27 protein-coding genes are annotated in these 23,980 nt (G+C 64.1%); 26 read left to right on the forward strand and 1 reads right to left on the reverse strand.

Features of this window, described 5'->3' with window-relative positions:
• The first annotated feature begins 8 nt into the window (after window positions 1-8).
• From cmk to ihfB, 3 genes are all read left to right on the forward strand, one after another.
• Window positions 9-695 carry a (d)CMP kinase gene (cmk, locus tag EC839_RS02315; protein ID WP_007160398.1) on the forward strand — a complete coding sequence of 229 codons (687 nt, stop codon included), beginning with the start codon at window positions 9-11 and terminating at the stop codon, window positions 693-695.
• Between the two features lie 140 nt (window positions 696-835).
• Window positions 836-2,515 (forward strand): 30S ribosomal protein S1, encoded by a 1,680-nt coding sequence (rpsA, locus tag EC839_RS02320; RefSeq protein ID WP_132832047.1) that lies wholly within the window; start codon window positions 836-838, stop codon window positions 2,513-2,515.
• A gap of 188 nt (window positions 2,516-2,703) precedes the next feature.
• Entirely contained in the window at window positions 2,704-2,991 is a 288-nt protein-coding gene (ihfB, locus tag EC839_RS02325) for an integration host factor subunit beta (protein WP_007160396.1), read from the forward strand.
• On the opposite strand, the gene EC839_RS24310 is transcribed toward ihfB, so the two are convergent.
• Entirely contained in the window at window positions 2,972-3,607 is a 636-nt protein-coding gene (locus EC839_RS24310) for a hypothetical protein (protein ID WP_177416654.1), read from the reverse strand. The genes ihfB and EC839_RS24310 overlap by 20 nt on opposite strands.
• Here EC839_RS24310 and EC839_RS02335 point away from each other — a divergent pair.
• From EC839_RS02335 to fliR, 23 genes are all read left to right on the forward strand, one after another.
• Window positions 3,597-4,571, forward strand: a complete 975-nt coding sequence (locus EC839_RS02335) for an NAD-dependent epimerase/dehydratase family protein (protein ID WP_132832049.1) — start codon at window positions 3,597-3,599, stop codon at window positions 4,569-4,571. The genes EC839_RS24310 and EC839_RS02335 overlap by 11 nt on opposite strands.
• Window positions 4,571-5,617 (forward strand): glycosyltransferase family 4 protein, encoded by a 1,047-nt coding sequence (locus EC839_RS02340; RefSeq protein ID WP_165904648.1) that lies wholly within the window; start codon window positions 4,571-4,573, stop codon window positions 5,615-5,617. The genes EC839_RS02335 and EC839_RS02340 overlap by 1 nt, the downstream gene beginning before the upstream one ends.
• Before the next feature lie 10 nt (window positions 5,618-5,627).
• A complete protein-coding gene (locus EC839_RS02345) occupies window positions 5,628-7,610 on the forward strand; it encodes a nucleoside-diphosphate sugar epimerase/dehydratase (RefSeq protein ID WP_132832051.1) in 1,983 nt (660 codons plus the stop codon).
• 221 nt (window positions 7,611-7,831) lie between these two features.
• Window positions 7,832-8,896, forward strand: coding sequence for a dTDP-glucose 4,6-dehydratase (gene rfbB, locus EC839_RS02350; protein ID WP_027597984.1), 1,065 nt, complete (start codon window positions 7,832-7,834; stop codon window positions 8,894-8,896).
• Window positions 8,897-8,968: 72 nt separating this feature from the next.
• Entirely contained in the window at window positions 8,969-9,850 is an 882-nt protein-coding gene (rfbA, locus tag EC839_RS02355) for a glucose-1-phosphate thymidylyltransferase RfbA (RefSeq protein ID WP_007160390.1), read from the forward strand.
• On the forward strand, window positions 9,850-10,386 hold the full coding sequence (gene rfbC, locus EC839_RS02360; RefSeq protein WP_007160389.1) for a dTDP-4-dehydrorhamnose 3,5-epimerase: 537 nt from the start codon (window positions 9,850-9,852) through the stop codon (window positions 10,384-10,386). The genes rfbA and rfbC overlap by 1 nt, the downstream gene beginning before the upstream one ends.
• Window positions 10,383-11,297, forward strand: coding sequence for a dTDP-4-dehydrorhamnose reductase (gene rfbD / locus EC839_RS02365; protein ID WP_132832052.1), 915 nt, complete (start codon window positions 10,383-10,385; stop codon window positions 11,295-11,297). The genes rfbC and rfbD overlap by 4 nt, the downstream gene beginning before the upstream one ends.
• Window positions 11,298-11,356: 59 nt before the next feature.
• On the forward strand, window positions 11,357-11,659 hold the full coding sequence (locus EC839_RS02370; protein ID WP_132832053.1) for a ComEA family DNA-binding protein: 303 nt from the start codon (window positions 11,357-11,359) through the stop codon (window positions 11,657-11,659).
• A 144-nt stretch (window positions 11,660-11,803) separates the two neighbouring features.
• Window positions 11,804-12,145, forward strand: a complete 342-nt coding sequence (gene fliE, locus EC839_RS02375) for a flagellar hook-basal body complex protein FliE (RefSeq protein WP_132832054.1) — start codon at window positions 11,804-11,806, stop codon at window positions 12,143-12,145.
• A gap of 14 nt (window positions 12,146-12,159) precedes the next feature.
• Window positions 12,160-13,968 carry a flagellar basal-body MS-ring/collar protein FliF gene (gene fliF / locus EC839_RS02380; protein ID WP_132832055.1) on the forward strand — a complete coding sequence of 603 codons (1,809 nt, stop codon included), beginning with the start codon at window positions 12,160-12,162 and terminating at the stop codon, window positions 13,966-13,968.
• Window positions 13,955-14,965 carry a flagellar motor switch protein FliG gene (gene fliG / locus EC839_RS02385; RefSeq protein WP_132832056.1) on the forward strand — a complete coding sequence of 337 codons (1,011 nt, stop codon included), beginning with the start codon at window positions 13,955-13,957 and terminating at the stop codon, window positions 14,963-14,965. Before fliF ends, fliG begins: the two co-directional genes overlap by 14 nt.
• 67 nt (window positions 14,966-15,032) lie before the next feature.
• Window positions 15,033-15,839 carry a flagellar assembly protein FliH gene (fliH, locus tag EC839_RS02390; protein WP_132832057.1) on the forward strand — a complete coding sequence of 269 codons (807 nt, stop codon included), beginning with the start codon at window positions 15,033-15,035 and terminating at the stop codon, window positions 15,837-15,839.
• Window positions 15,829-17,175 carry a flagellar protein export ATPase FliI gene (gene fliI, locus EC839_RS02395; protein WP_132832058.1) on the forward strand — a complete coding sequence of 449 codons (1,347 nt, stop codon included), beginning with the start codon at window positions 15,829-15,831 and terminating at the stop codon, window positions 17,173-17,175. Before fliH ends, fliI begins: the two co-directional genes overlap by 11 nt.
• 6 nt (window positions 17,176-17,181) lie before the next feature.
• A complete protein-coding gene (fliJ, locus tag EC839_RS02400) occupies window positions 17,182-17,625 on the forward strand; it encodes a flagellar export protein FliJ (RefSeq protein ID WP_017642073.1) in 444 nt (147 codons plus the stop codon).
• A gap of 46 nt (window positions 17,626-17,671) precedes the next feature.
• The gene (locus EC839_RS02405; protein ID WP_132832059.1) at window positions 17,672-18,028 is read left to right on the forward strand and encodes an Hpt domain-containing protein; all 357 of its coding nucleotides are present in this window, start codon (window positions 17,672-17,674) and stop codon (window positions 18,026-18,028) included.
• 76 nt (window positions 18,029-18,104) lie between these two features.
• Complete coding sequence (locus tag EC839_RS02410; protein ID WP_132832060.1) at window positions 18,105-19,505, forward strand: flagellar hook-length control protein FliK; 1,401 nt, start codon at window positions 18,105-18,107, stop codon at window positions 19,503-19,505.
• A gap of 119 nt (window positions 19,506-19,624) precedes the next feature.
• Window positions 19,625-20,146, forward strand: a complete 522-nt coding sequence (gene fliL / locus EC839_RS02415; RefSeq protein WP_132832061.1) for a flagellar basal body-associated protein FliL — start codon at window positions 19,625-19,627, stop codon at window positions 20,144-20,146.
• 8 nt (window positions 20,147-20,154) lie between these two features.
• Entirely contained in the window at window positions 20,155-21,126 is a 972-nt protein-coding gene (gene fliM, locus EC839_RS02420; protein WP_007160377.1) for a flagellar motor switch protein FliM, read from the forward strand.
• Between the two features lie 56 nt (window positions 21,127-21,182).
• Window positions 21,183-21,638 (forward strand): flagellar motor switch protein FliN, encoded by a 456-nt coding sequence (fliN, locus tag EC839_RS02425; RefSeq protein ID WP_132832062.1) that lies wholly within the window; start codon window positions 21,183-21,185, stop codon window positions 21,636-21,638.
• A 3-nt stretch (window positions 21,639-21,641) separates the two neighbouring features.
• A complete protein-coding gene (gene fliO / locus EC839_RS02430; protein WP_027597974.1) occupies window positions 21,642-22,055 on the forward strand; it encodes a flagellar biosynthetic protein FliO in 414 nt (137 codons plus the stop codon).
• The gene (gene fliP / locus EC839_RS02435) at window positions 22,052-22,849 is read left to right on the forward strand and encodes a flagellar type III secretion system pore protein FliP (RefSeq protein WP_132832063.1); all 798 of its coding nucleotides are present in this window, start codon (window positions 22,052-22,054) and stop codon (window positions 22,847-22,849) included. Before fliO ends, fliP begins: the two co-directional genes overlap by 4 nt.
• 28 nt (window positions 22,850-22,877) lie before the next feature.
• Window positions 22,878-23,147: a flagellar biosynthesis protein FliQ gene (fliQ, locus tag EC839_RS02440; RefSeq protein ID WP_027597972.1), complete on the forward strand. Its 270-nt coding sequence runs from the start codon at window positions 22,878-22,880 to the stop codon at window positions 23,145-23,147.
• Window positions 23,148-23,150: 3 nt separating this feature from the next.
• Window positions 23,151-23,927 (forward strand): flagellar biosynthetic protein FliR, encoded by a 777-nt coding sequence (gene fliR, locus EC839_RS02445; RefSeq protein WP_132832064.1) that lies wholly within the window; start codon window positions 23,151-23,153, stop codon window positions 23,925-23,927.
• Window positions 23,928-23,980 lie beyond the last annotated feature (53 nt).

A 23,980-nucleotide genomic window follows, 5' to 3' on the forward strand; every position in this document is an offset into this window, starting at 1 on the left:
GGGCACTCATGAGCAGTACCGCACCCGTCATCACCCTCGATGGTCCCGGCGGTTCGGGGAAGGGCACCCTTGCGGCGCTGGTCGCCCGGCAGCTGGGCTGGAATCTGCTGGATTCCGGCGCGCTCTACCGCCTGCTGGCCTTCGCTGCCCGCAACCATGGCGTGGACTACACCAACGAGGAATCGCTCAAGCTGCTGGCGGCTCATCTGGACGTCCAGTTCCTCGCCGGGCATGAGCACGGCCAGCGCATCATCCTCGAAGGGGAGGACGTCACCGACGTCATCCGGACCGAGGAAGTCGGTGCCGGTGCCTCCCAGGTCGCCACCCTGCCGGCCGTGCGCGATGCCCTGCTGCAGCGCCAGCAGGCCTTCCGCGAAGCCCCCGGCCTGGTCGCCGACGGTCGAGACATGGGCACCGTGGTATTCCCGGACGCCGAGCTGAAGATCTTTCTGACCGCCGGTGCCGAGGAACGGGCACAGAGGCGTTATCTTCAGTTGAAGCAGAAGGGCGAAAATGTTAGCTTGCCTGCCCTCCTGGAAGAGATCCGTGAGCGGGACGCCCGCGATAGTCAGCGTAGCGTTGCTCCGCTCAAGCCGGCCGACGATGCCGTCGAGCTGGATTCCACGCATCTCTCCATACAACAGGTATTGGAACGCATCCTGACCCTGGCCGCCGAGCGCGACCTGGCGGGATGAAGGCCGAGACTCATCCGAGTCGTCGGTGAAAGCTGCCGGGAACCAGTCGCATCCCGGCAGCCGGATGGTAACCACTCACCCCGCATGGGCTGGTCATGCGGTAGCCGGATACATCGGGTATCCATACAACAGGTATGAACATGAGCGAAAGCTTCGCAGAACTCTTTGAAGAAAGTCTGAAATCCCTCGACATGCAGCCGGGCGCCATCATCGTCGGCACCGTGGTGTCGATCGATGGCGACTGGGTTGTGGTCGATACCGGCCTGAAATCCGAAGGCCTGGTTCCGCTCGAGCAGTTCTACAACGAACAAGGCGAGCTGACCATCAACGTGGGTGACGAAGTCCACGTAGCCCTGGATGCCGTCGAAGACGGTTTCGGCGAAACCAAAGTGTCTCGCGAAAAGGCCAAGCGCGCCGAGTCCTGGCTGGTCCTGGAAGCCGCGTTCAGCGCCGACGAAGTGGTCAAGGGTGTCATCAACGGCAAGGTCAAGGGCGGTTTCACCGTCGACGTCAGCGGTATCCGCGCGTTCCTGCCGGGCTCCCTGGTCGATGTCCGTCCGGTGCGTGACACCACTCACCTGGAAGGCAAGGAACTCGAGTTCAAGGTCATCAAGCTGGACCAGAAGCGCAACAACGTTGTCGTTTCCCGTCGTAGCGTCCTGGAAGCCGAGAACAGCGCCGAGCGTGAAGCTCTGCTGGAATCCCTGCAGGAAGGCCAGCAAGTCAAGGGTATCGTCAAGAACCTCACCGACTACGGTGCGTTCGTCGACCTGGGCGGCGTAGACGGCCTGCTGCACATCACCGACATGGCCTGGAAGCGCATCAAGCATCCGTCGGAAATCGTCAACGTCGGCGACGAGATCGACGTCAAGGTGCTGAAGTTCGACCGCGAGCGCAACCGCGTCTCCCTTGGTCTGAAGCAGCTGGGCGAAGATCCGTGGGTCGCCATCAAGGCTCGCTACCCGGAAGGCACCCGCGTTCAGGCGCGCGTCACCAACCTCACCGACTACGGCTGCTTCGCCGAGCTGGAAGAGGGCGTGGAAGGCCTGGTGCACGTGTCCGAAATGGATTGGACCAACAAGAACATCCACCCGTCCAAGGTCGTTCAGGTCGGCGACGAAGTGGAAGTCATGGTCCTGGATATCGACGAAGAGCGTCGTCGTATCTCCCTGGGCATCAAGCAGTGCCGCGCCAACCCGTGGGAAGAGTTCTCGGGTCAGTTCAACAAGGGCGACCGCATCTCCGGCACCATCAAGTCGATCACCGATTTCGGTATCTTCATCGGTCTGGAAGGCGGCATCGACGGTCTGGTTCACCTGTCCGACATCTCCTGGAACGAAACCGGCGAAGAAGCCGTGCGTCGTTTCAAGAAGGGTGACGAGCTGGACACCGTGATCCTGTCGGTCGACCCGGAGCGCGAGCGCATCTCCCTGGGCATCAAGCAGCTGGAAGACGATCCGTTCTCCAACTACGCCTCCCTGAACGAGAAAGGCACCATCGTGCGCGGTACCGTCAAGGAAGTCGATGCCAAGGGTGCCGTCATCAGCCTGGGCAACGAGATCGAAGGCGTTCTGAAGGCGTCCGAAATCAGCCGTGACCGCGTCGAAGACGCCCGTAACGTGCTGAAGGAAGGCGACGAAGTCGAAGCCAAGATCATCAGCATCGATCGCAAGAGCCGCGTGATCAGCCTCTCCGTCAAGTCCAAGGACGTCGACGACGAGAAGGAAGCCATGAGCTCCCTGCGTAGCAAGCAAGAGCCTGCTGCTGGCCCCACCACCATCGGCGACCTGATCAAGGCGCAGATGGAAAGCCAGAACTAAGTTCGAGCTTGAATGAAAGGCGACCCTTCGGGGTCGCTTTTTTTTGGTCGGAAGAAAGTGGTCAGGGTGGTCACGGCCCGTAAAAAGTCGCGGAGGCCAAAGCCGCCGGCTTGACTTTTCAAAAATCGGCCAGCGTGCTAAAAGTCCTTGAAGGTGATCTAGCCGCTTGATAACGAAGGAAAAAATCCATGACCAAGTCGGAGTTGATCGAGCGCATCGTTTCCTATCAGGGGCAGCTGTCGTCCAGGGATGTCGAGTTGGCGATCAAGACCATGCTGGAGCAGATGGCCCAGGCGCTCTCCACCGGAGACCGTATCGAGATTCGGGGCTTTGGCAGCTTCTCGCTGCACTATCGGGCTCCCCGTACCGGGCGTAATCCCAAGACCGGCGAATCGGTGTTGCTGGATGGAAAGTTCGTCCCGCACTTCAAGCCCGGCAAGGAATTGAGAGACAGGGTCAACGAGCTGGAGCCATAAAGCCGTCGCCGCTTTCCAGTCTGTCCGCTGTCTCATCGCAAGTCATTGATTCTGATGCCTTTATTGTTTTTCTCGTGGTCGTCAAAAAAGCGTTATCGATTTGTTTTATATCGGAATTTTGACGTTTACAAAAAAAGTCAAGCCTTTTTGATATTTTTGTAGACGGGTTCCGATTTTTGTATGAGACTTCCTTCACATAAGGTCTTGGGTGACCTCGTAGTCCACGCCGAGTGAGGAAGTTGTCATGCGCCACTATCTTTTCATCTGGATCGGTATCGCCGCCTGCTTCACCAGCATGCACCTCGGTCACCCTTTCCTGGCTGTAGCCGCTCTGGCCGGTAGCTGGATGGTCGCCCTGTTCCTGCAGCCTGCTCAGCGCGTCGAGAGCTTCTCGCGCCACTACGTCGCCCAGCCGGCCGCTCGTTTCCAGGCCGTTGAAGTTCAGGCTTCCGCCAAGACCTTCTAAGGTTCTCAAGTTTTTCGGCCCGCCGAGCTCAGGTTCGGCGGGCTTTTTTATGCCTGCGTTTTGCGTCGCTAGGCCCTTGATGGGCAATGTCTTACCATAAGCGCCCTTTCCTGGCTGACTGGCACGGCGCAACGCATTGATGGAACGCAAGATTCTGGTGACAGGGGCAGGGGGCTTCGTCGGCGCGGCCCTGGTTCGGCAGCTGCAGACCCGGGGTTATCCGGTGGTCGCCGCGCAGCGCCGGCCGACAGCCGCCGCGGTCGATGGCGGGGTCATTCCGGTGATCCGCGACCTGTCCGCCGCTACCGACTGGTCCGCGCCTCTGGCAGGAGTGGACACCGTCATCCACCTCGCTGCCCACGTCCACCAGCTGGGCGAACAGCCAGGGGCCGCCAGCGAGGCGCGCTACGACGAGGTGAATCGGGCCGCGACCCTCAAGCTGGCCCGGGATGCCCAGACTGCCGGCGTCCGTCGCTTCATCTTTGTCAGCAGCATCAAAGTCAATGGTGACTGGACCCTTCCCGGCAGGCCCTTTCGCGCTGACGATCAGCCGGCGCCCACCGATGCCTACGCCCGCTCCAAGGCGGCGGCCGAACAGCAGTTGCTGGCGCTGATGGCCGAGACCGGGCTGGAGGTGGTCATCGTTCGCCCCCCGCTGATCTACGGGCCTGGGGTAAAGGCCAATGTGGCGCGTCTGCTGGACACCCTGGCGCGGGGCGTGCCGCTGCCCCTGGGTGGCGTTCGGCACAACAGGCGCAGCCTGCTCGCACTGGAGAATCTGCTCGATCTGTTGCTCCTGTGCATCACGGCGCCGGAGGCCGCTGGCGTCATCCTGCTGGTCAGCGACGATGAGGATATTTCCACCGCCGAATTGCTCGAATTGCTGGCTGAAGGCCTGGGTCGCAAGCCCCGGCTGATCGCCGTTCCGCCCGCCTGGCTCGAATGGGGTGCCCGACTGCTGGGTCGAGGCGAGGTAGCGCAACGCCTCTGTGGTTCGCTGCAGGTCGACATCCGGGCGACCAAGACCCTGCTGGGCTGGCAGCCCCCCGTGTCGGCGCGAGCCGCCTTGCGTGCGCTAGGGGCGCAGCGAGCCGGTGCGGAGGGGCGCAGATGATGCTGCTCCTCTTGATCCTGGCCGGTGGCTGCAGCTGGCTGGGCACCGCGGCGCTCCGCCGCTACGCCCTGTCCGGCGGCCTGCTCGACGAACCCAACGCCCGCAGCTCGCACCAGGTGGCGACGCCCCGTGGCGGTGGTCTGGCGATCGTCGTGGTGTTCGTGCTCGGTTGCATGGTACTGCGTCTGCTGGGGCAGCTTGATCCGGCTTCCAGCAGCGTCCTGATAGGGGCGGGGCTGCTGGTGGCCGTGCTCGGCTTCGTCGACGATCATCGGCACGTGGGCGCCGGCTGGCGCCTGCTCGGCCATTTCCTGGCCGCGATCGCTGCGCTGCTGTGGCTGGGCGGCTATGGCGCCTTGCCGGCGCAGCTGTCCGCGGTTCTGGGACTACCCGAGTGGCTGGTGATGACCCTGGGCGTCCTCTATCTGGTCTGGCTGCTGAATCTCTACAACTTCATGGATGGCATCGACGGCATCGCTGGCGGCGAAGCGCTCGTCGTCTGTCTGGGCATGGCGCTGATCTATGCCGTGACCGGCCATGGCGCCTTGCTCGGCGCGCCTTTGCTGCTGGCCGCGGCCGTGGGTGGGTTCCTGTGCTGGAACTTCCCGCCGGCACGTATCTTCATGGGCGATGTGGGCAGTGGCTTTCTCGGCCTGATCCTCGGCATGCTGTCCTTGCAGGCGGCACTGGTCGAGCTGTCGCTGTTCTGGGCCTGGTTGATCCTGCTCGGCGTCTTCGTGGTCGATGCGACCTGGACCCTGTTGCGGCGGCTGAGCCGGGGCAAGAAGCCCTACGAGGCCCATCGCACCCACGCCTACCAGTGGGCGTCGCGGCGGCATGGCGCCCATCGCCCGGTGACCCTGGCGGTGCTGGCCATCAACCTGTTCTGGTTGCTGCCTATCGCTTTGCTGGTGGGGCTGGGGCTTTTAAGTGCCATACTGGGGCTCTTGCTTGCCTATGGGCCCTTGCTTTGCCTGGCCCTCCGATACCATGCTGGGACCGATGAGGTAGCCACAGCTACGCAGTCCACCGGACTCAGGGATTAGGGACACTGACATGTTGCGTGACCATCTGGTCAAGCTGAACCGGCGTACCAAGAGAGTCATCCAGGTCGCGGTTGACCTGCTGCTGATCTGGCTCTCGCTCTGGTTGGCCTTCTATCTGCGCCTGGGCTCCGTGCAGATGATCGAGCCCTTCAGCGGGCATGCCTGGTTGTTCATCACCGCGCCGGCCATCGCCATTCCCCTGTTCATCCGCTTCGGCATGTACCGTGCGGTCATGCGCTACCTGGGCAACGATGCTCTGATCGCCATCGCCAAGGCGGTGACGCTGTCGACGCTGCTGCTGTCGGTGGTCATCTACTGGTATCGCGATCTGCCGGAGATCGTCCCGCGCTCGATGATCTTCAACTACTGGATCGTCAGCCTGATCCTGATCGGCGGCCTGCGCCTCGCGCTGCGCCAATACTTCCTGGGCGACTGGTATCGCGCCATCACGGTGCCTTTCATCAAGCAGCCGGACGAGCTGCCGCGGGTCGCCATCTATGGCGCCGGCTCGGCGGGCAACCAGCTGGTCGCGGCGCTGCGCATGGGCCGCGCCATGCGCCCGGTGGCCTTCATCGACGACGACAAGAGCATCGCCAATCGCATCATCGCCGGGCTCAAGGTCTACACCCCCAAGCACATCCAGCAGATGATCGACGAAACGGGCGCCGAGGAGATCCTCCTGGCGATCCCGTCCGCCACTCGCGCACGGCGGCGTGAGGTGCTCGGCTTGCTGGAGCCCTATCCGCTGCATGTCAGGACCGTGCCGCGGATCAGCGACCTGGCCTGCGGCAAGGTACAGGTGGACGATCTCCAGGAGGTCGACATCGCCGACCTGCTGGGACGAGATCCAGTCACGCCCCGGCCCGAGCTGTTCGCGCGCTGCATCACCGGTCAGGTGGTGATGGTGACCGGGGCAGGGGGGTCCATCGGCTCCGAGCTGTGTCGGCAGATCATCGGCCAGAAGCCGCGCACCCTGATCCTGCTCGACCACGCCGAATTCAACCTCTACAGCATCCACCGTGAGCTGGATACCTATATCCAGCGCGAAGCCCTGCCGGTCACCCTGGTGCCGGTGCTGGGCTCCATTCGCAATGCGCCGCTGCTCCTGCAGGTGATGCGGCACTGGAAGGTGGCCACCCTCTATCATGCGGCGGCCTACAAGCACGTGCCCATGGTCGAGCACAACATCGCCGAGGGTTTCGGCAACAACGTCCTGGGTACCCTGAATGCCGCCCAGGCGGCCATCCAGGCTGGCGTGACCAGTTTCGTGCTGATCTCCACCGACAAGGCGGTACGGCCCACCAATATCATGGGCAGCACCAAGCGCCTGGCCGAAATGATCCTGCAGGCGCTCAGCCGCGAGGCGGCGCCCGTGCTGCACGGTCAGGCCGACGGTATCCACCAGGTCAATCGCACCCGCTTCACCATGGTGAGATTCGGCAACGTGCTGGGTTCGTCCGGTTCGGTCATCCCGCTGTTCCGGACGCAGATCCGCAAGGGTGGGCCGGTCACGGTCACGCATCCCAAGATCACCCGCTTCTTCATGACCATCACCGAAGCCGCCCAGCTGGTCATTCAGGCGGGCGCCATGGGCGAGGGCGGAGACGTCTTCGTGCTGGACATGGGCGAGCCGGTGCGCATCGTCGAACTGGCCGAGCAGATGATCAAGCTGTCGGGTCTGAGCGTGCGCTCGCCGGCCAATCCCCATGGCGATGTCGCCATCGAGTTCACCGGGCTGCGCCCCGGCGAAAAGCTCTATGAAGAGTTGCTCATCGGTGACGACGTGAGTCCGACGTCCCATCCCAAGATCATGCGCGCGAGTGAAGACTTCCTGGCCTGGGATGCCTTTCGCGCCGCCCTCGTCGAGCTCAGTCGCGCGATCGATGCGGGGGATTACCTCCGCGTCCGGCAACTGCTGCGGGACACTGTCGCTGGCTATTCTCCCGAAGGCGATATCGTCGACTGGCTGCACGTCAAGCGATCCATCGAGTGATCCCGTCCACGCTTTCTTCCTGCCTGGATTTGAAGCCGAGCACAGAAGCGGCAGCCTCCCCCCGCTAGGCTGAACTTTCTTTTCCTGCCACTGTTTAACTCAGGTCTTTGGGTGCATGGCTGTGGCTGTGACCCGAGCCAGGGATGGCTGCGCCGTCCTCCGATGTCTCGCCCGCAGCGCCGGGCGCAATGATGTACAAATCGATATAGGCAGGATTCAGGATGAAGGTACTGGTAACAGGTGGCGCGGGTTTCATTGGTTCCGCCGTAGTACGTTTTCTTATCAACGAAACCCAATGCAAGGTTGCCAACGTCGACAAGCTGACGTACGCCGGTAACGTGGACTCCCTGGCCGAAGTCGCCGACTCCGACCGCTACGAATTCCACCAGGTGGACATCTGCGATTTCGCCGCGCTGCAGCAGGTCTTCACGTCCTTCCAGCCCGACGTGGTCATGCACCTGGCTGCCGAGTCCCACGTGGACCGCTCCATCGAGGGCCCTGCCGCCTTCATCCAGACCAACGTGGTCGGCACCGGCGTCATCCTGGAGGTGACCCGTGCCTACTGGAACGAGCTGGCGCCGGAAGCCAAGGCGGCCTTCCGTTTCCACCACATCTCCACCGACGAGGTATACGGCGACCTGCACGGCACCGACGACCTCTTCACCGAGACCACGCCCTATTCCCCGAGCTCGCCCTATTCGGCCAGCAAGGCCGGCAGCGACCATCTGGTGCGTGCCTGGGGCCGGACCTACGGCCTGCCGGTTCTGGTGACCAACTGCTCGAACAACTACGGCCCCTATCACTTCCCCGAGAAGCTGATCCCCCACGTCATTCTCAATGCCATCCATGGCAAGCCGCTGCCGATCTATGGCGACGGCTCCCAGGTGCGTGACTGGCTGTTCGTCGAGGACCATGCCCGCGCGCTCTACACCGTGGTGACCCAGGGCGAGGTCGGTGAGACCTACAACATCGGTGGCCACAACGAGAAGCGCAACCTGCAGGTCGTCGAGACCATCTGCGACCTGCTCGAAGAGCTGGCGCCGCAGAAGCCCGAGGGCGTCGAGCGCTATCGCGACCTGATCACCTTCGTCAAGGATCGTCCCGGTCACGACATGAGATACGCCATCGATGCCAGCAAGATCGGCCGCGAGCTGGGCTGGACGCCGGCAGAGACCTTCGAGACCGGCATGCGCAAGACCGTCACCTGGTACCTGAACAATCGTGAGTGGTGGCAGCGGGTGCTGTCCGGCGCCTACCGCCTCGAGCGTCTCGGCGAAGCCGTTTAACGATCCTATCGCGGACACGCCCGCGGGCGTGTCCGACCGACAGCAACAGTCAATTTTCAGAGGACGATTGCCATGAGCAAATACAAGGGAATTCTGCTGGCCGGTGGCTCCGGTACCCGTTTGCACCCCATTACCCTGGGCGTGTCCAAGCAGTCGCTGCCGATCTACGACAAACCCATGATCTACTATCCGCTATCCGTGCTGATGCTGGCCGGTATCCAGGAAGTGCTGATCATCTCGACGCCCGCCGACCTGCCCGGCTTCCAGCGCATGCTCGGTGACGGCAGTCACTTCGGCATGCAGCTGAGCTATGCCGAGCAGCCCAGCCCCGATGGCCTGGCCCAGGCCTTCATCATCGGTCGCGAATTCGTCGGCGATGACAACGTCTGCCTGGTCCTCGGCGACAACATCTTCTACGGCCAGCGCTTCAGCGAGACGCTGCTCAAGGCCGCGAGCGTGGAGAAGGGCGCCACCGTCTTCGGCTACTACGTCGCCGATCCCGAGCGCTTCGGTGTGGTCGAGTTCGACGAGCAGGGCAAGGCCCTGAGCATCGAAGAGAAGCCCAAGAAGCCGAAGTCCAACTACGCCGTCACCGGTCTGTATTTCTACGATAACGACGTGCTGGATATCGCCGCCAACATCAAGCCGTCGCCCCGCGGCGAGCTGGAAATCACCGACGTTAACAACGAGTATCTGCGTCGCGGCTCGCTGAACGTCTCCCTGCTGGGCCGTGGTTTCGCCTGGCTGGATACCGGTACCCACGACGCCCTGCTGGAAGCCGGCCACTTCGTCCAGACCATCGAGAAGCGCCAGGGGCTGAAGGTCGCCTGCCTCGAAGAGATCGCCTTCCAGAAAGGCTGGATCACCTGCGAGCAGATGGCACTGCAGGCCGAAGCCCTGAGCAAGACCGGTTATGGCCAGTATCTGGCGCGTCTGTGCAAGGAGCAGGACTGATGCAGGTCTTCGAAACCGCGATCCCGGACGTCAAGCTGATCGAACCCAAGGTCTTCGGTGACGACCGCGGCTTCTTCCTGGAATCCTTCCAGGCCGAGCGCTATGCCGAGCAGGCGGGGATCACCCTGGCGTTCGTGCAGGACAACCACTCGCGTTCCGCCCGCAACGTGCTGCGCGGCCTGCACTTCCAGCGCAGCAAGCCGCAAGGCAAGCTGGTGCGCGTGGTGCGCGGCGAGGTACTGGACGTGGCCGTCGACATCCGTCGCGGTTCGCCCACCTTCGGCAACGTGGTCGCCGAGATCCTTTCGGAAGACAACAAGCGTCAGCTCTGGATACCGCCGGGTCTGGCCCACGGCTTCGTGGTGTTGTCGGAAACCGCTGATTTTGAATACAAGTGCACAGATTATTACGATCCCTCTGATGAAGGGTCTTTGATCTGGAATGATCCGGATCTGAATATCGACTGGCGGGTTACGGATCCCATCCTGTCCGCCAAAGATGCACAAGGCCTTCGATTGGCGGAGCTGTATAGATGAAGATACTGGTTACCGGAGCGAACGGTCAGGTCGGACGTTGTCTGACCGATCGTCTTCAGCGTTCAGAACTGGCATGGGAGGCCCATGGACGTGCCACTCTGGATATCGCTGACGAAGGCTCGGTAACCAGCCATCTCGAGCGATTCGCTCCAGACGTCGTGATCAACGCGGCCGCCTATACGGCGGTCGACAAGGCCGAGCAGGAGCCGGAGATCGCCGCCCGCGGCAATATTGAAGGCCCCGCGGTGCTTGCCCAGGCCTGCGGCGCCGCCGGCATCGCCCTGCTGCACCTGTCCACCGACTACGTGTTCGACGGCACCGCCACCGAACCCTATCAGGTCGAGGATCCGGTCAGCCCGTCCGGGGTCTACGGCATGACTAAGCTGGAAGGGGAGAACCGCGTGCTCTCCGCCTGCTCGCGTTCGGTGGTGCTGAGAACGGCCTGGGTCTTCAGCGAACACTGCAACAACTTCCTCAAGACCATGCTGCGGCTCGCCGCCGATCGCGATGAACTGCGGGTGGTGAGTGATCAGGTAGGTTGCCCGACCTACGCCGGCCATATCGCCGACGCGCTGCTGCAGATCGCCGTCCAGGCTCATGCTCAGCCTGAGCAGACGGCCTACGGCCTCTATCACTTCGGCGGTGACAGCGGTTTGAGCTGGTGCGACTTCGCGCGCTACATCATCGACGCCGGCCAGGAGCTGGGCATGCTTGAGCGGGCGCCGCTCATTACCGGCATCGCCACCTCCGAATTTCCCACCCTGGCCAAGCGTCCGGCCTATTCCATGCTGGATTCCAGCGCGCTGGAGCAGCGCTTCGGCATCCCGCCCAGCGACTGGCGCCAGGGCGTTCGCCAGACCCTGCTGGCGCTGCGAACCGAGCGTGCCCAGGCGGGATCGCTGGTGAGTTGACCGCCTGACCCGTTGCGTTAACCTTTCCGAATCAAACAGCGGAACAAGGAGGTTCCTCTATGAGATTCATCTGGATAGTGACGTTGCTGGCCCTGTTCAGTCCCTGGGCCAATGCCTGTGAGTCCGGCACAGGGACTGCAACCAAGCCTGCCTCGACGGCCAACCTGGCGCCCTTGAACATCAACGTCGCCGATGTCACCGCGCTGCAAGGGCTGCGGGGGATCGGGGCCGTCAAGGCCCAGGCCATCGTCGACCATCGCCAAGCCCATGGCGCCTTTGCCTCGGTGGACGAACTGCTCGAGGTCAAGGGTATTGGCAAGGCCCTCCTGCAGCGCAACCGCGACCGCCTCAGCGTCGACTGATTTTCGGCAAACTTTAGTCGGCTCTCGGCACCTTTTTACCAAACCATTGTTTTCGCTGGATTTTTAGGATCTGGCACAGGCATTGCTCTATCTCTGACACGAGTGGGTACGGCGTCAATTTCCCGTGCCAGAGGAGCAGAGCAAATGGTTCAAGGTGTCGAGTTCAATCGGTTGATGCTGGAAATGCGTTCCATGCAGACCGAAGCCATGGCCCGGTCGAAAGCCGTCGTAGCTCCGGCTGCTGGCGCGGAACAGGTCCAGGGTCCGAGCTTCGCCGACATGCTCAGCAAGGCCGTGGGCTCCGTCAACGAGACCCAGCAGACCGCTGGCGAGATGGCCAAGGCCTTCGAGCTGGGTCAGGGTGGCGTCGACCTCACTCAAGTCATGATCGCTTCGCAGAAGGCCAGCGTCTCCGTGCAGGCCTTGACCCAGGTACGCAACAAGTTCGTGCAGGCGTACCAAGACATCATGCAAATGTCGATTTGAGGACGGTCTAGAAAATGGCTGACGCTCTTACCAACGCCCCCGTCCCGACGACCCAGCCTGCGGCTGAAGACAAGCCCAAGAAGTCGCTGCTGGGCCTGAGCTTTCTCGACAACCTGTCCGACATGCCGCTGCTGCGGCAGATGGGGCTGCTGATCGGCCTGGCCGCCAGCGTCGCCCTGGGTTTCGCCGTGGTGCTCTGGACCCAGCAGCCGGATTATCGGCCGCTGTACACCAGCATGAACGGTCTCGACGCCAACCAGGTGCTGCAGGCTCTGGGCGCGGCCGACATCGGCTACAAGGTCGATCCGAATTCCGGCGCCCTGCTGGTCAAGTCCGATGACCTTGGCCGGGCGCGCATGAAGATGGCCGCAGCCGGCATCACCGCCTCCGATGGCAACGTCGGCTTCGAGCTGCTGGACAAGGAGCAGCCGCTGGGCACCAGCCAATTCATGGAGGCGGCCAACTACCGTCGCAGCCTGGAAGGCGAGTTGGCCCGGACCATCTCCAGCCTCAACAACATCAAGGGCGCCCGGGTACACCTGGCGATCCCGAAGAGTTCGGTGTTCGTTCGTGACGAGCGCAAGCCGAGTGCCTCGGTACTGGTCGAGATGTACCCCGGCCGTACCCTGGACGCCGGCCAGGTCATGGCCATCATCAACCTGGTCGCCACCAGCGTGCCGGAACTGGACAAGTCCCAGGTCACCATCGTCGACCAGAAGGGCCAGCTGCTGTCCGACCAGCAGAATCTTTCCGAGCTGTCGATCGCCGGCAAGCAACTGGACTACACCCGCAAGATGGAAGGCTCCCTGACCCAGCGCGTGCAGAACATCATGCAGCCGGTGGTGGGCAATGGCCGCTTCAAGGCCGAAGTGGCTGCCGACGTGGACTTCAATGCCGTGGAGTCGACCTCCGAGCAGTTCAACCCGGATCAGCCGGCGCTGCGCAGCGAGCAGCAGAACAGCGAGCAGCGTCAGACTTCCGGCGGCGGTGCCCAAGGCGTGCCGGGTGCCCTGTCCAACCAGCCACCCGGTCCGTCCTCGACCCCGGAGAAGGCCGGTGCCCAGGGTGGCGGCGCGAACTACATCGCTCCCGGCCAGCCGCTGCGCGACGCCAATGACCAGTTCATCTACGACAGCAAGACCAGCCTGCCGGCGACCCTGCCGTACCCGACCGACAAGCGTGAGCAGAACACCCGCAACTACGAGCTGGACCGCAGTATCAGCTACACCCGTCAGCAACAGGGTCGTCTGCGTCGGCTTTCCGTCGCCGTGGTACTGGACGACCAGGTCAAGGTCGATGCCGCCGGCAAGGTCAGCCACCAGCCCTGGACCACCGAGGACCTGGCTCGCTTCACCCGTCTGGTACAGGATGCCGTGGGCTTCGACGCCAGCCGCGGCGACAGCGTGAGCGTGATCAATGCGCCCTTCGCCCCGGTGCAGCAGGAAGAGATCGAGAGCATTCCCTTCTATCAGCAGCCCTGGTTCTGGGGTGTGGTCAAGCAGGCCCTCGGCGTCCTCTTCATCCTGGTGCTAGTCTTTGGGGTGCTGCGTCCGGTGCTGAAGAACCTGTCCGGCGGCAATGCCAAGGACGCCGCGGCCCTGGCCGCTGCCGGTGGTGCCGGTGCCCTGGGTGCCGGTGGTCTGGATGGGCTGTCGGACGATCTGGCCGACGACAAGGTGAGCCTGGCCGGTCCGGCGCCGCTGTTGCTGCCCAGCCCGAGCGAGGGTTATGACGCTCAACTGACCGCCATCAAGCAGCTGGTCAACGATGATCCGGGCCGTGTCGCCCAGGTAGTGAAGGATTGGATCAATGGCGACGAATGAAGCGCAACTTTCCAAGGTCGAGAAGGCCGCGATCTTCCTCCTGTCGCTGGGCGAGGCCGATGCCGCGCAGATCCTGCGCCACATGGGACCCAAGGAGGTGCAGAAGGTCGGTACCGCCATGGCCCAGATGCGCAACGTCAACCGCGAGCAGGTCGAGCGGGTGCTGGGCGACTTCATCGAGGTGGTGGGCGACCAGACCAGCCTGGGCGTGGGCGCCGACGGCTACATCCGCAAGATGCTCACCCAGGCCCTCGGCGAGGACAAGGCCAGCGGCCTGATCGACCGCATCCTGCTGGGCGGCAACACCAGTGGCCTGGATAGCCTGAAGTGGATGGAGCCGCGGGCGGTGGCGGACGTGATCCGCTACGAGCACCCGCAGATCCAGGCCATCGTGGTGGCCTATCTGGACCCGGACCAGGCGGCCGAGGTACTTGGTCACTTCGACCACAAGGTGCGCCTGGACATCGTCCTGCGCGTCTCCTCGCTGAACACCGTGCAACCCGCGGCGCTCAAGGAGCTGAACCTGATCCTGGAGAAGCAGTTCTCCGGCAGCGCCAGCACCACCCGTACCGCCCTGGGTGGCGTGAAGCGCGCCGCCGACATCATGAACTACCTGGACAGCTCGGTCGAAGGCCCGCTGATGGATGCGATCCGCGACGCGGACCAGGATCTGTCGGGACAGATCGAAGACCTGATGTTCGTCTTCGACAACCTGGCCGACGTCGACGACCGTGGCATCCAGGCACTCCTGCGGGAGGTGTCTTCCGATGTGCTGGTGCTGGCGCTCAAGGGCGCCGACGACGGCATCAAGGAGAAGTTCTTCCGCAACATGTCCAAGCGCGCGGCCGAGCTGCTGCGCGACGACCTGGAGGCCAAGGGCCCGGTGCGGCTGTCCGAGGTGGAGGGCGCGCAGAAGGAGGTCCTCGCCGTGGCCCGTCGCATGGCCGATGCCGGCGAGATCGTGCTGGGCGGCAAGGGTGGCGAGGAAATGGTCTGACGGCTTGCCGGGGTTGGCCTGCGCTTTGCTAATGTCTGGTCAGTAGCGGTTTTCTGACGGACAGGTAATGAGCAAAGAAGCGGCGAGCGAACTGATCAGGGCGCGGGATCTGGAAGCCTTCGATGTCTGGCGACTGCCGGCCTTCGACAGTTTCGACGAGCCCGAGGACCTCCCTGCGCCCGCCGCCGCCGCCGCCGCCGCCGCCGCCGCCGCCGCCGAGCCCGAGCCCCAGCCGGAACCCCAGATCGAAGAGGTGCCGGTCGAAGAGGTCCAGCCGATCACCCTCGAAGAGCTGGAGGCGATCCGCCAGGAGGCCTACAACGAAGGCTTCGTCACCGGCGAGCGTGACGGCTACCACGCGGGTCAGCTCAAGGCGCGCCAGGAAGCCGAGGCGGCGCTGACCGCCCGGTTGGCCAGCCTGGAAACCCTGATGAGCCATCTGCTCGATCCGATCGGCGAACAGGACCAGGCCCTGGAAGCCGGGATGGTGCAGCTGGTCCGGCACATCACCCGCGAGGTCATCCAGCGCGAACTCACGCTAGACTCCAGTCAACTGGGTCAGGTGGTGCGCACGGCGCTGAAACTGCTGCCCATGGGGGCCGAGAACATCCGCATTCAGGTCAGCCCCCAGGACTTCGAGCTGATGAAGGCCCTGCGTGACCGCCACGAGGAGAAATGGCGCATCCTCGAGGACGAGACCCTGATGCCTGGCGGCTGCCGGATCGAGACCGAGAGCAGCGTCATCGATGCCAGCATCGAGACCCGTCTGACCCAGGCGCTGACGCAGCTGGCCGAACAGCAGCGTCACCAGGCGACCCAGCCCCAGGAAGCCGATCTGCACATCGACATCGAGGATGCCTCCCATGCGTCTTGAGCGTCTGAGTTTCGAACGCCGCCTCAGCGGTTACGATGAAGCCATCCGGGTCGAACAGCAGCCGGTGATCGAAGGCCGCCTGTTGCGCATGGTCGGCCTGACCCTGGAAGCCGAAGGCCTGCGTGCCGCCGTCGGCAGCCGCTGCCGGCTGATCAATGGCGGTGGCTACCAGCCGGTGGAGGTCGAGGCCGAGGTGATGGGCTTCAACGGCAACAAGACCTTTCTCATGCCAGTGGGCAGCCTGGCCGGTATCGCGCCCGGCGCTCGGGTGGTGCCGGTGCCGGATACCGGTCGCCTGCCCATGGGCATGTCCATGCTCGGTCGCGTGCTGGATGGCCTGGGCAATGCCCTGGACGGCAAGGGCCGCATGCGCGCCGAAGACTGGGTGCCGATGGACGGCCCCACCATCAACCCGCTCAAGCGCGAGCCCATCAGCGAGCCGCTGGACGTCGGCATCCGCAGCATCAACGGTTTGTTGACGGTGGGCCGCGGGCAGCGTCTCGGCCTGTTCGCCGGTACCGGCGTGGGCAAGAGCGTGCTGCTCGGCATGATGACCCGGCTGACCAAGGCCGAGATCATCGTGGTCGGGCTCATCGGCGAACGGGGTCGCGAGGTGAAGGAATTCATCGAGCACATCCTGGGCGAGGAGGGCATCAAGCGGGCGGTGGTCGTGGCCTCGCCGGCGGACGATGCGCCCCTGCTGCGCCTGCGCGCGGCCATGTACTGCACCCGCATCGCCGAATACTTCCGCGACAAGGGCAAGAACGTGCTCCTGCTGATGGATTCCCTGACCCGCTATGCCCAGGCGCAGCGGGAGATCGCCCTGGCCATCGGCGAGCCGCCGGCGACCAAGGGCTATCCGCCGTCGGTGTTCGCCAAGCTGCCGCGGCTGGTGGAGCGGGCCGGCAATGCAGAAAAAGGTGGGGGTTCGATCACGGCGTTTTATACTGTGCTCTCGGAAGGCGACGATCAGCAGGACCCCATCGCCGACTCGGCGCGGGGTGTGCTGGATGGTCACTTCGTGTTGTCGCGGCGCCTGGCCGAGGAAGGCCACTATCCGGCGATCGACATCGAGGCGTCCATCAGTCGGGTCATGCCCCAGGTGGTCAGCCCGGAGCACCTGCGCAACGCCCAGCGCGTCAAGCAGCTCTGGTCGCTCTATCAGCAGGCCAAGGACCTGCTCAGCGTCGGTGCCTATGTGCCTGGCGGGAATGCCGAAACCGATCTGGCGATCGCCCGCTACGCCCCCATGCAGCAGTTCCTGCGCCAGGGGCTGCGCGAGAGCGAATCGCTGGAGCAGAGCGCCACCAATCTCCAAGCTGTGTTGGGAGGCTGATAGATCATGAAAGGCAGAGCCGAACGTCTGGGCCCCGTGGTGGAGATGAGCGAGCGCGACGAGCGTGACGCGGCCCAACGCCTGGGGCAATGTCAGCAGCAACTGGCCCAGGCCGAGTTCAAGCTGGGCGAATTGCAGCGCTATCGCGAGGATTACCAGCAGCGCCTGGTGGTCAATGGCAGCCGTGGCGTCACCGGCCAGTGGCTGATCGGCTATCAGCGCTTTCTCAGCCAGCTGGAAGAGGCGATCGGCCAGCAGGAGCGCAACGCCCAGTGGCACCGCGACGTGGTGGCCAAGGCACGCACCCAGTGGCAGGAGCGCTATGCTCGCCTCGAAGGCCTGCGCAAGCTGGTCGAGCGTTATCGCCAGGAGCAGCGTCTGGTCGAGGACAAGCGCGAACAGAAACAGATGGACGAATACGCCCAGCGGGCGCGCTCGACCTATATCTAGGCCGGGCCCCGCCCCTCGTCCCTCGTCTTAGCTAGTGAGAACGCCGATGTTTTCCTCCCATCTCGATCCGGAAACGCTCGCCGCCCTGCGCGACTGCATGGAGGAGGAGTACGTCGACCTCATCGAAACCTTTCTGCTGGATTGCGAAGAGCGCATCGCCGAACTCAAGCGCAGCGTGATCGGTGGCGATGCCGAACAGGTCCGCCAGCTGGCGCACAGCTTCAAGGGCAGTGCCGGCAACATGGGTGCCGCGCCGCTGGCGGAGCTGTGTCGGGCCGTGGAGGAGGGCGCGCGGCGCCGGGCGACCACCGCCGAGCTGGCCATGGGCGTTTCCGCCATGGAACGCGAATTCGCCATCGTCCGCATCCTGTTCAAGGTCGAGCGGCAACGCTACGCGGGCTGACCTCGTCAAAGCGCTGGCGTTTGTGGCTGGCGCGCAACTTGCTAGTGATCCGAAAACCCGTCCTTCGGAGTCCTCCATGGCCGTCGTGCCCGATTTCCTTCTGAATACCGCCGCCTCGCCAGCCAGCATCGGCCGGACGGCGGCCAAGACCCCTTCCCAGGATCGCCCGGCCGCGCAGGAGCGCTTCGCCGATGTCTTCGCCCAGGAGCAGCCGCGTGAGCCGGTGCGCAGCGAAAAGCCGCGTGATACCAGCGACAGCAAGGCTCCCAGCCAGGCGCGCAAGAGCGAATCCGGGCGTGCCCGTGATGGGGATGACCGCGTGAAACGCGCTGGCGATGACGACCGCACGGCGGACGCCAAGCCCGAGGCCGACAGCATCGCCAAGAGCGACGCGCCGTCGGCAACCACTGCCGACGGCAGCGGCAAGACCTTGCCGGTGGCCCAAGGCGAAGACGCCAAGGCGCCGGTGGATGCGGTCCTGGATCCGCTGTTCATGTTCGGCATGACCGGCCAGTTCCCGCAGCCGGTAGCCACGCCTGTGGCAACGCCCCAGCTGCCGACCGGGACGGCCGCGGACGCCGCAGCCACGGCCACTGCCCAGGCCCTGGATCCGGCAGCGCTGCTGGGCGCTGCCGTGGCAACCGTAGCCCAGGCGACCACCACGGGTGTCGGCGCGGGCGCCACGGCCACCCCGGCTAAAGCCGGCGAGCAGCAGGCGACCGACGATGGTCTGGCTCAGCTGCTGGGCCAGGTGCCCCAGGCCCAGGGTGACGCCGCCAAGGCGACTACCAATGCCAACAACCTGGCGGCCACCCAGCTGCAAGGGCTGTTGCCGGCGGATGGCACGCCCGCTCAGGCAGCGGATCAGGCAGCCAGTGCGGCGCTGGCCGCGACCCTGGACAAGGCCGACGGTCAGGACGCAGCGGCACCGAGCAAGACCGATGCCTTCGCCGACAAGCTCACCGCCCTGTCGCAGGCGCTCAGCAGTCCGGCGCAGACCGCTCGGCCGGTCACCGCTACCGTGCCGGGCCAGCCGCTCAATCCCCAGGCCGGCAACTTCAGCGAGGCGGTGGTCGACAAGGTCATGTGGATGTCCAGCCAGAATCTCAAGACCGCCGACATCCAGATGGAGCCGGCGCAACTGGGCAAGCTGGAGGTGCGCATCGACATGACCCAGGACCAGACCCAGGTCACCTTCGCCAGTCCCCACGCCGACGTGCGCGAGGCGCTGGACAATGGCAGCCAGCGCTTGCGCGAACTCTTCGCCCAGCAGGGCATGAACCTGGCCAACGTCAATGTTTCCGATCAGTCGTCCGGTCAGGCCTGGCAACAGTCGCAGCAGGGTAGCCAGAGCGATAATTCGCGTCGCGGTGGCCGTGGCGCGGGCGGGGGCGAGGACGAAGCGGTGGCGAACGTCGCCGAAACCCGTGGCTCGGCGACCCTCGCCGCGCGCAGTCTGGTCGACTACTACGCGTGACGGGCCAACGGCTCCCAGGTGACAGCCTCGGCCGCACCTGCTATATCCCCTTCGTATCAATAGGTTAGCTGCGTCACCCAACAGGGGTGACGGGCAGCACAGGATTCGGTCGAGCACTTATGGCGAAGAAGCAGGCGCCCGCGGCAGAGGGCGCAGCCGCGGAAGGCAAGGGCAAGGGCAAGCTCAAACTCATCATCATCATCGTCGTGGCCCTGCTGCTGGTCATCGGCGCCTCGGTGGGGGCGACCTGGTTCCTGCTCGGCAAGAAGAGCGCCGAGCCCGAGCACGCCGCGCCGGCCGCTCCGGCGGCACCGGTACATCTCGCCGCGGTCTACCAGCCGCTGGTGCCGGCCTTCGTGGTCAACTACAACGCCGACGGTCGCCAGCGCTACATGCAGGTCACGGTGACCCTGATGGGGCGCGACCAGGCGCAGATGGATGCGCTCAAGGCGCAACTGCCGCAGGTCCGCAACCAACTGGTGATGCTGTTTTCCGGGCAGGACTTCAATAGCCTGCTGACGCCGGTGGGCAAGGAGATGCTGCGCCAGCAGGCCACCAGCAAGGTTCAGGAGCTGGCGAAGAAACTGACCGGCCAGACTGCCATCGAACAGGTATTGTTCACCAATCTCGTCCTGCAATAGGTAACGCCATGGCCGTGCAAGATCTGCTCTCTCAGGATGAAATCGATGCCCTGCTGCACGGGGTCGACGATGGCATCGTCGAGACCGAGACCGATGCCGAGCCGGGCACCATCAAGGGCTATGACCTCACCAGCCAGGATCGCATCGTTCGCGGACGCATGCCGACCCTGGAAATGATCAACGAACGCTTCGCCCGCTATACCCGGGTCAGCATGTTCAACCTGCTGCGCCGCTCCGCGGACGTCTCCGTGGGTGGGGTACAGGTCACCAAGTTCGGCGAGTACATCCACTCGCTGTACGTACCCACCAGCCTCAACATGGTCAAGATGAAACCCCTGCGCGGTACCGCGCTGTTCATCCTCGACGCCCGCCTGGTGTTCAAGCTGGTGGACAACTTCTTTGGCGGCGACGGTCGTCACGCCAAGATCGAAGGCCGCGAATTCACCCCCACCGAGTTGCGCGTGGTGCGCATGGTGCTCGACCAGTGCTTCATCGATCTCAAGGAGGCCTGGGGCGCCATGCTCGACTGCCAGTTCGAGTACATGAACTCCGAGGTCAACCCGGCCCTGGCCAACATCGTCAGCCCCAGCGAAGTGGTGGTGGTGAGCACCTTCAACATCGAACTGGATGGCGGTGGCGGCGAATTGCACGTGACCATGCCCTATTCGATGATCGAGCCGATCCGCGAGATGCTAGATGCCGGTTTCCAGTCGGACGTGGACGACCAGGACGAGCGCTGGGTCAAGGCGCTGCGCGAGGACCTGCTCGATGTGCGCGTGCCCCTGGAGGCGACGGTTGTCCGGCGCCAACTCAAACTCCGCGATATCCTCAACATGCAGCCCGGCGACGTGATTCCGGTGGAAATGCCCGAAGAGATGCTCATGCGCGCCAATGGCATGCCCACCTTCAAGGTCAAGATGGGCGCGCGCAAGGGCAACCTCGCCCTGCAGATTCTCGAACCGGTCAGCCGCGGCCGCTGAGCGACAACCGTTTTTTCCGTCCGGGCTCGGGCCCGGCGTAGCACGAGACCCAGACGATGGCAGACAACCCCGAAGAACAAGCCCTGGCGGACGAGTGGGCCGCGGCCCTGGCCGAAGCCGGTGACGCCAGTCAGGACGACATCGACGCCCTGATGGCCCAGGGTACCCAGGTCGAAGCCCCCAAGCCGCCCAAGGCGCCAGTGGAAGAATTTGGTCAGAGCAATGGGGGGTTGGCAGTGAGCGGCATGGAAGGGCCCAACCTGGATGTGATCCTGGACATCCCGGTGACCATCTCGATGGAGGTCGGCCACACCGACATCTCCATTCGCAACCTGTTGCAACTCAATCAGGGCTCGGTCATCGAGCTCGACCGTCTGGCTGGCGAGCCGCTGGACGTGCTGGTGAATGGTACGCTGATCGCCCATGGTGAAGTGGTGGTGGTGAACGAGAAGTTCGGGATCCGCCTGACCGACGTCATCAGCCCCACGGAACGTATCAAGAAACTGCGGTGATCCATGAAGAGTCTGCTCCTGCCGCTGGGTCTGCTGCCCCTGACCGCGCGTGCCGCCGAAGCCACCTCGCCGGGGTTGGATGTGGGGGCGCAGGTCGGCCAGTTGCTGCTCGGCCTGTTGCTGGTGATCGCGCTGATCCTCGGTCTGGCCTGGCTGGTGCGCCGGGTGCAGCAACAGGGTCCGCGGGGCCAGCAGGTGATCAAGGTCATCTCCACCCAGCACCTGGGTCCGCGCGAGCGGCTGGTGCTGGTTCAGGTCGGCCAGGAGCAGTTGCTGATCGGCGTCGCCGGCGGACGGATCACGCCGCTGCACAGCCTGCGCGAGCCGGTGCGACCGGGCGAGACCGAGGCGCCGGCGCCGGAATTCGCCCAGCGCCTGCTGGAACTCATCAGCCGCGATCCCAAGGCGAAACCATGATCTCTTCGCGTCTCCCGGCCAACCTCGGGCGTACCCTGGGCTGGCTGCTGGGCCTGGCCGTGCTGCTGTTCGCGCCCCTGGCGCTGGCGCAGCAGGCCGGGCAGGCCAATCCCCTGTCGATCCCGGCCATCACCCTGAGCACCAATGGCCAGGGTCAGCAGGAGTATTCGGTCAGCCTGCAGATCCTGCTGATCATGACGGCGCTGAGCTTCATTCCGGCGTTCGTCATGCTGATGACCAGCTTTACCCGCATCGTCATCGTCTTCGCCATCCTGCGCCAGGCGCTGGGCCTGCAGACCACGCCGTCCAACCAGGTGCTGGTGGGCATGGCGCTGTTTCTTTCGCTGTTCATCATGGCGCCGGTGTTCGATCGCATCAACACCACTGCCGTGCAGCCCTACCTGAACGAGCAACTCAATGCCCAGGACGCCATCGCCCGGGCGCAGGTGCCGATGAAGGACTTCATGCTGGGGCAGACCCGGCAATCGGACCTGGACCTGTTCATGCGGCTGTCCAAGCGCACCGACATCCCCAGCGCCGACCAGGCGCCGTTGTCGATCCTGGTGCCGGCCTTCGTCACCTCCGAGCTCAAGACCGCCTTCCAGATCGGCTTCATGATCTTCATTCCCTTCCTGGTCATCGACCTGGTGATCGCCAGCGTGCTGATGGCCATGGGCATGATGATGCTGTCGCCGATGATCATCTCCCTGCCGTTCAAGCTGATGCTGTTCGTGCTGGTGGATGGCTGGGCATTGATCATGGGTACCCTGGCCAGCAGCTTCGGCACCGTCTAGCGGTGCCCCCTTCGCGTGGAGAAGCGAAATGACCCCTGAAGTCGCCGTCGATCTGTTCCGCCAGGGTCTCTGGCTTACCGCGCTGCTGGTGGCGGTGCTGGTGGTGCCGAGTCTGATCGTCGGCCTGATCGTAGCGGTCTTCCAGGCGGCGACCCAGATAAACGAACAGACCCTGAGCTTCCTGCCGCGGCTGATCGTCACCCTGTTGACGCTGATCGTGCTGGGCCCCTGGATGGTCCGGCAGTTGATGGAATTCATCCAGACCTCGGTCGCCAACATCCCGCGGCTGATCGGCTAACCCATGCTCGCCCTCAGCGACGCCCAGATCGGCGGCTGGGTCGGCAGCTTCCTGTTTCCGCTGTTCCGCATCGCCGCGCTGCTCATGACCATGCCGATCATCGGCACCACCCTCGTCCCGGTGCGGGTGCGGATGTACCTGGCCCTGGCCTTGAGCCTGGTGCTGGTGCCAACCCTGCCGCCGATGCCGCAGGTGGATGCCATCAGCGCCCAGGCGCTGCCGCTGATCGTCGAACAGATCCTCATCGGCGCGGTGATGGGTTTCAGCCTGCAGCTGTTCTTCCATGTCTTCGTGGTGGCGGGGCAGATCATCTCGACCCAGGCGGGCCTGAGCTTCGCGTCCATGATCGACCCGGTCAACGGCGCCTCGGCCCCGGTCATGGGCCAGTTCTTCACCATGCTGGTGACGCTGTTGTTCCTGGCCATGAACGGTCACCTGGTGGTGTTCGAGATCCTTGCGGAAAGCTTCGTCACCCTGCCGGTGGGCGATACCCTGAGCGTCGAACACTTCCGGCAGGTCGCCGGACGGCTGGGCTGGGTCATGGGCGCCGGCATCCTGCTGGTACTGCCAGCCATCACCGCGCTGCTGGTGGTCAACATCGCCTTTGGCATCATGACCCGCGCCGCGCCGCAGCTGAACATCTTTTCCGTCGGCATGCCGCTGATCGTGGTGCTGGGCATGGTCATCGTCTGGCTCGGCACCGCCGACATCCTCTCCCATTATGAAAGTCTCGCCAGCGAGGCGCTGCAGTGGCTGCGCGAACTCGCCCGAGCCCGCTAGGTTCTGTACGAAAATGCCTGCGCTCGGTGATGCTTCGTTGAAAAAGGCTTCGG

It is taken from the genome of Pseudomonas sp. JUb52 (genome assembly GCF_004341115.1).
Lineage (GTDB): Bacteria > Pseudomonadota > Gammaproteobacteria > Pseudomonadales > Pseudomonadaceae > Chryseomonas > Chryseomonas oryzihabitans.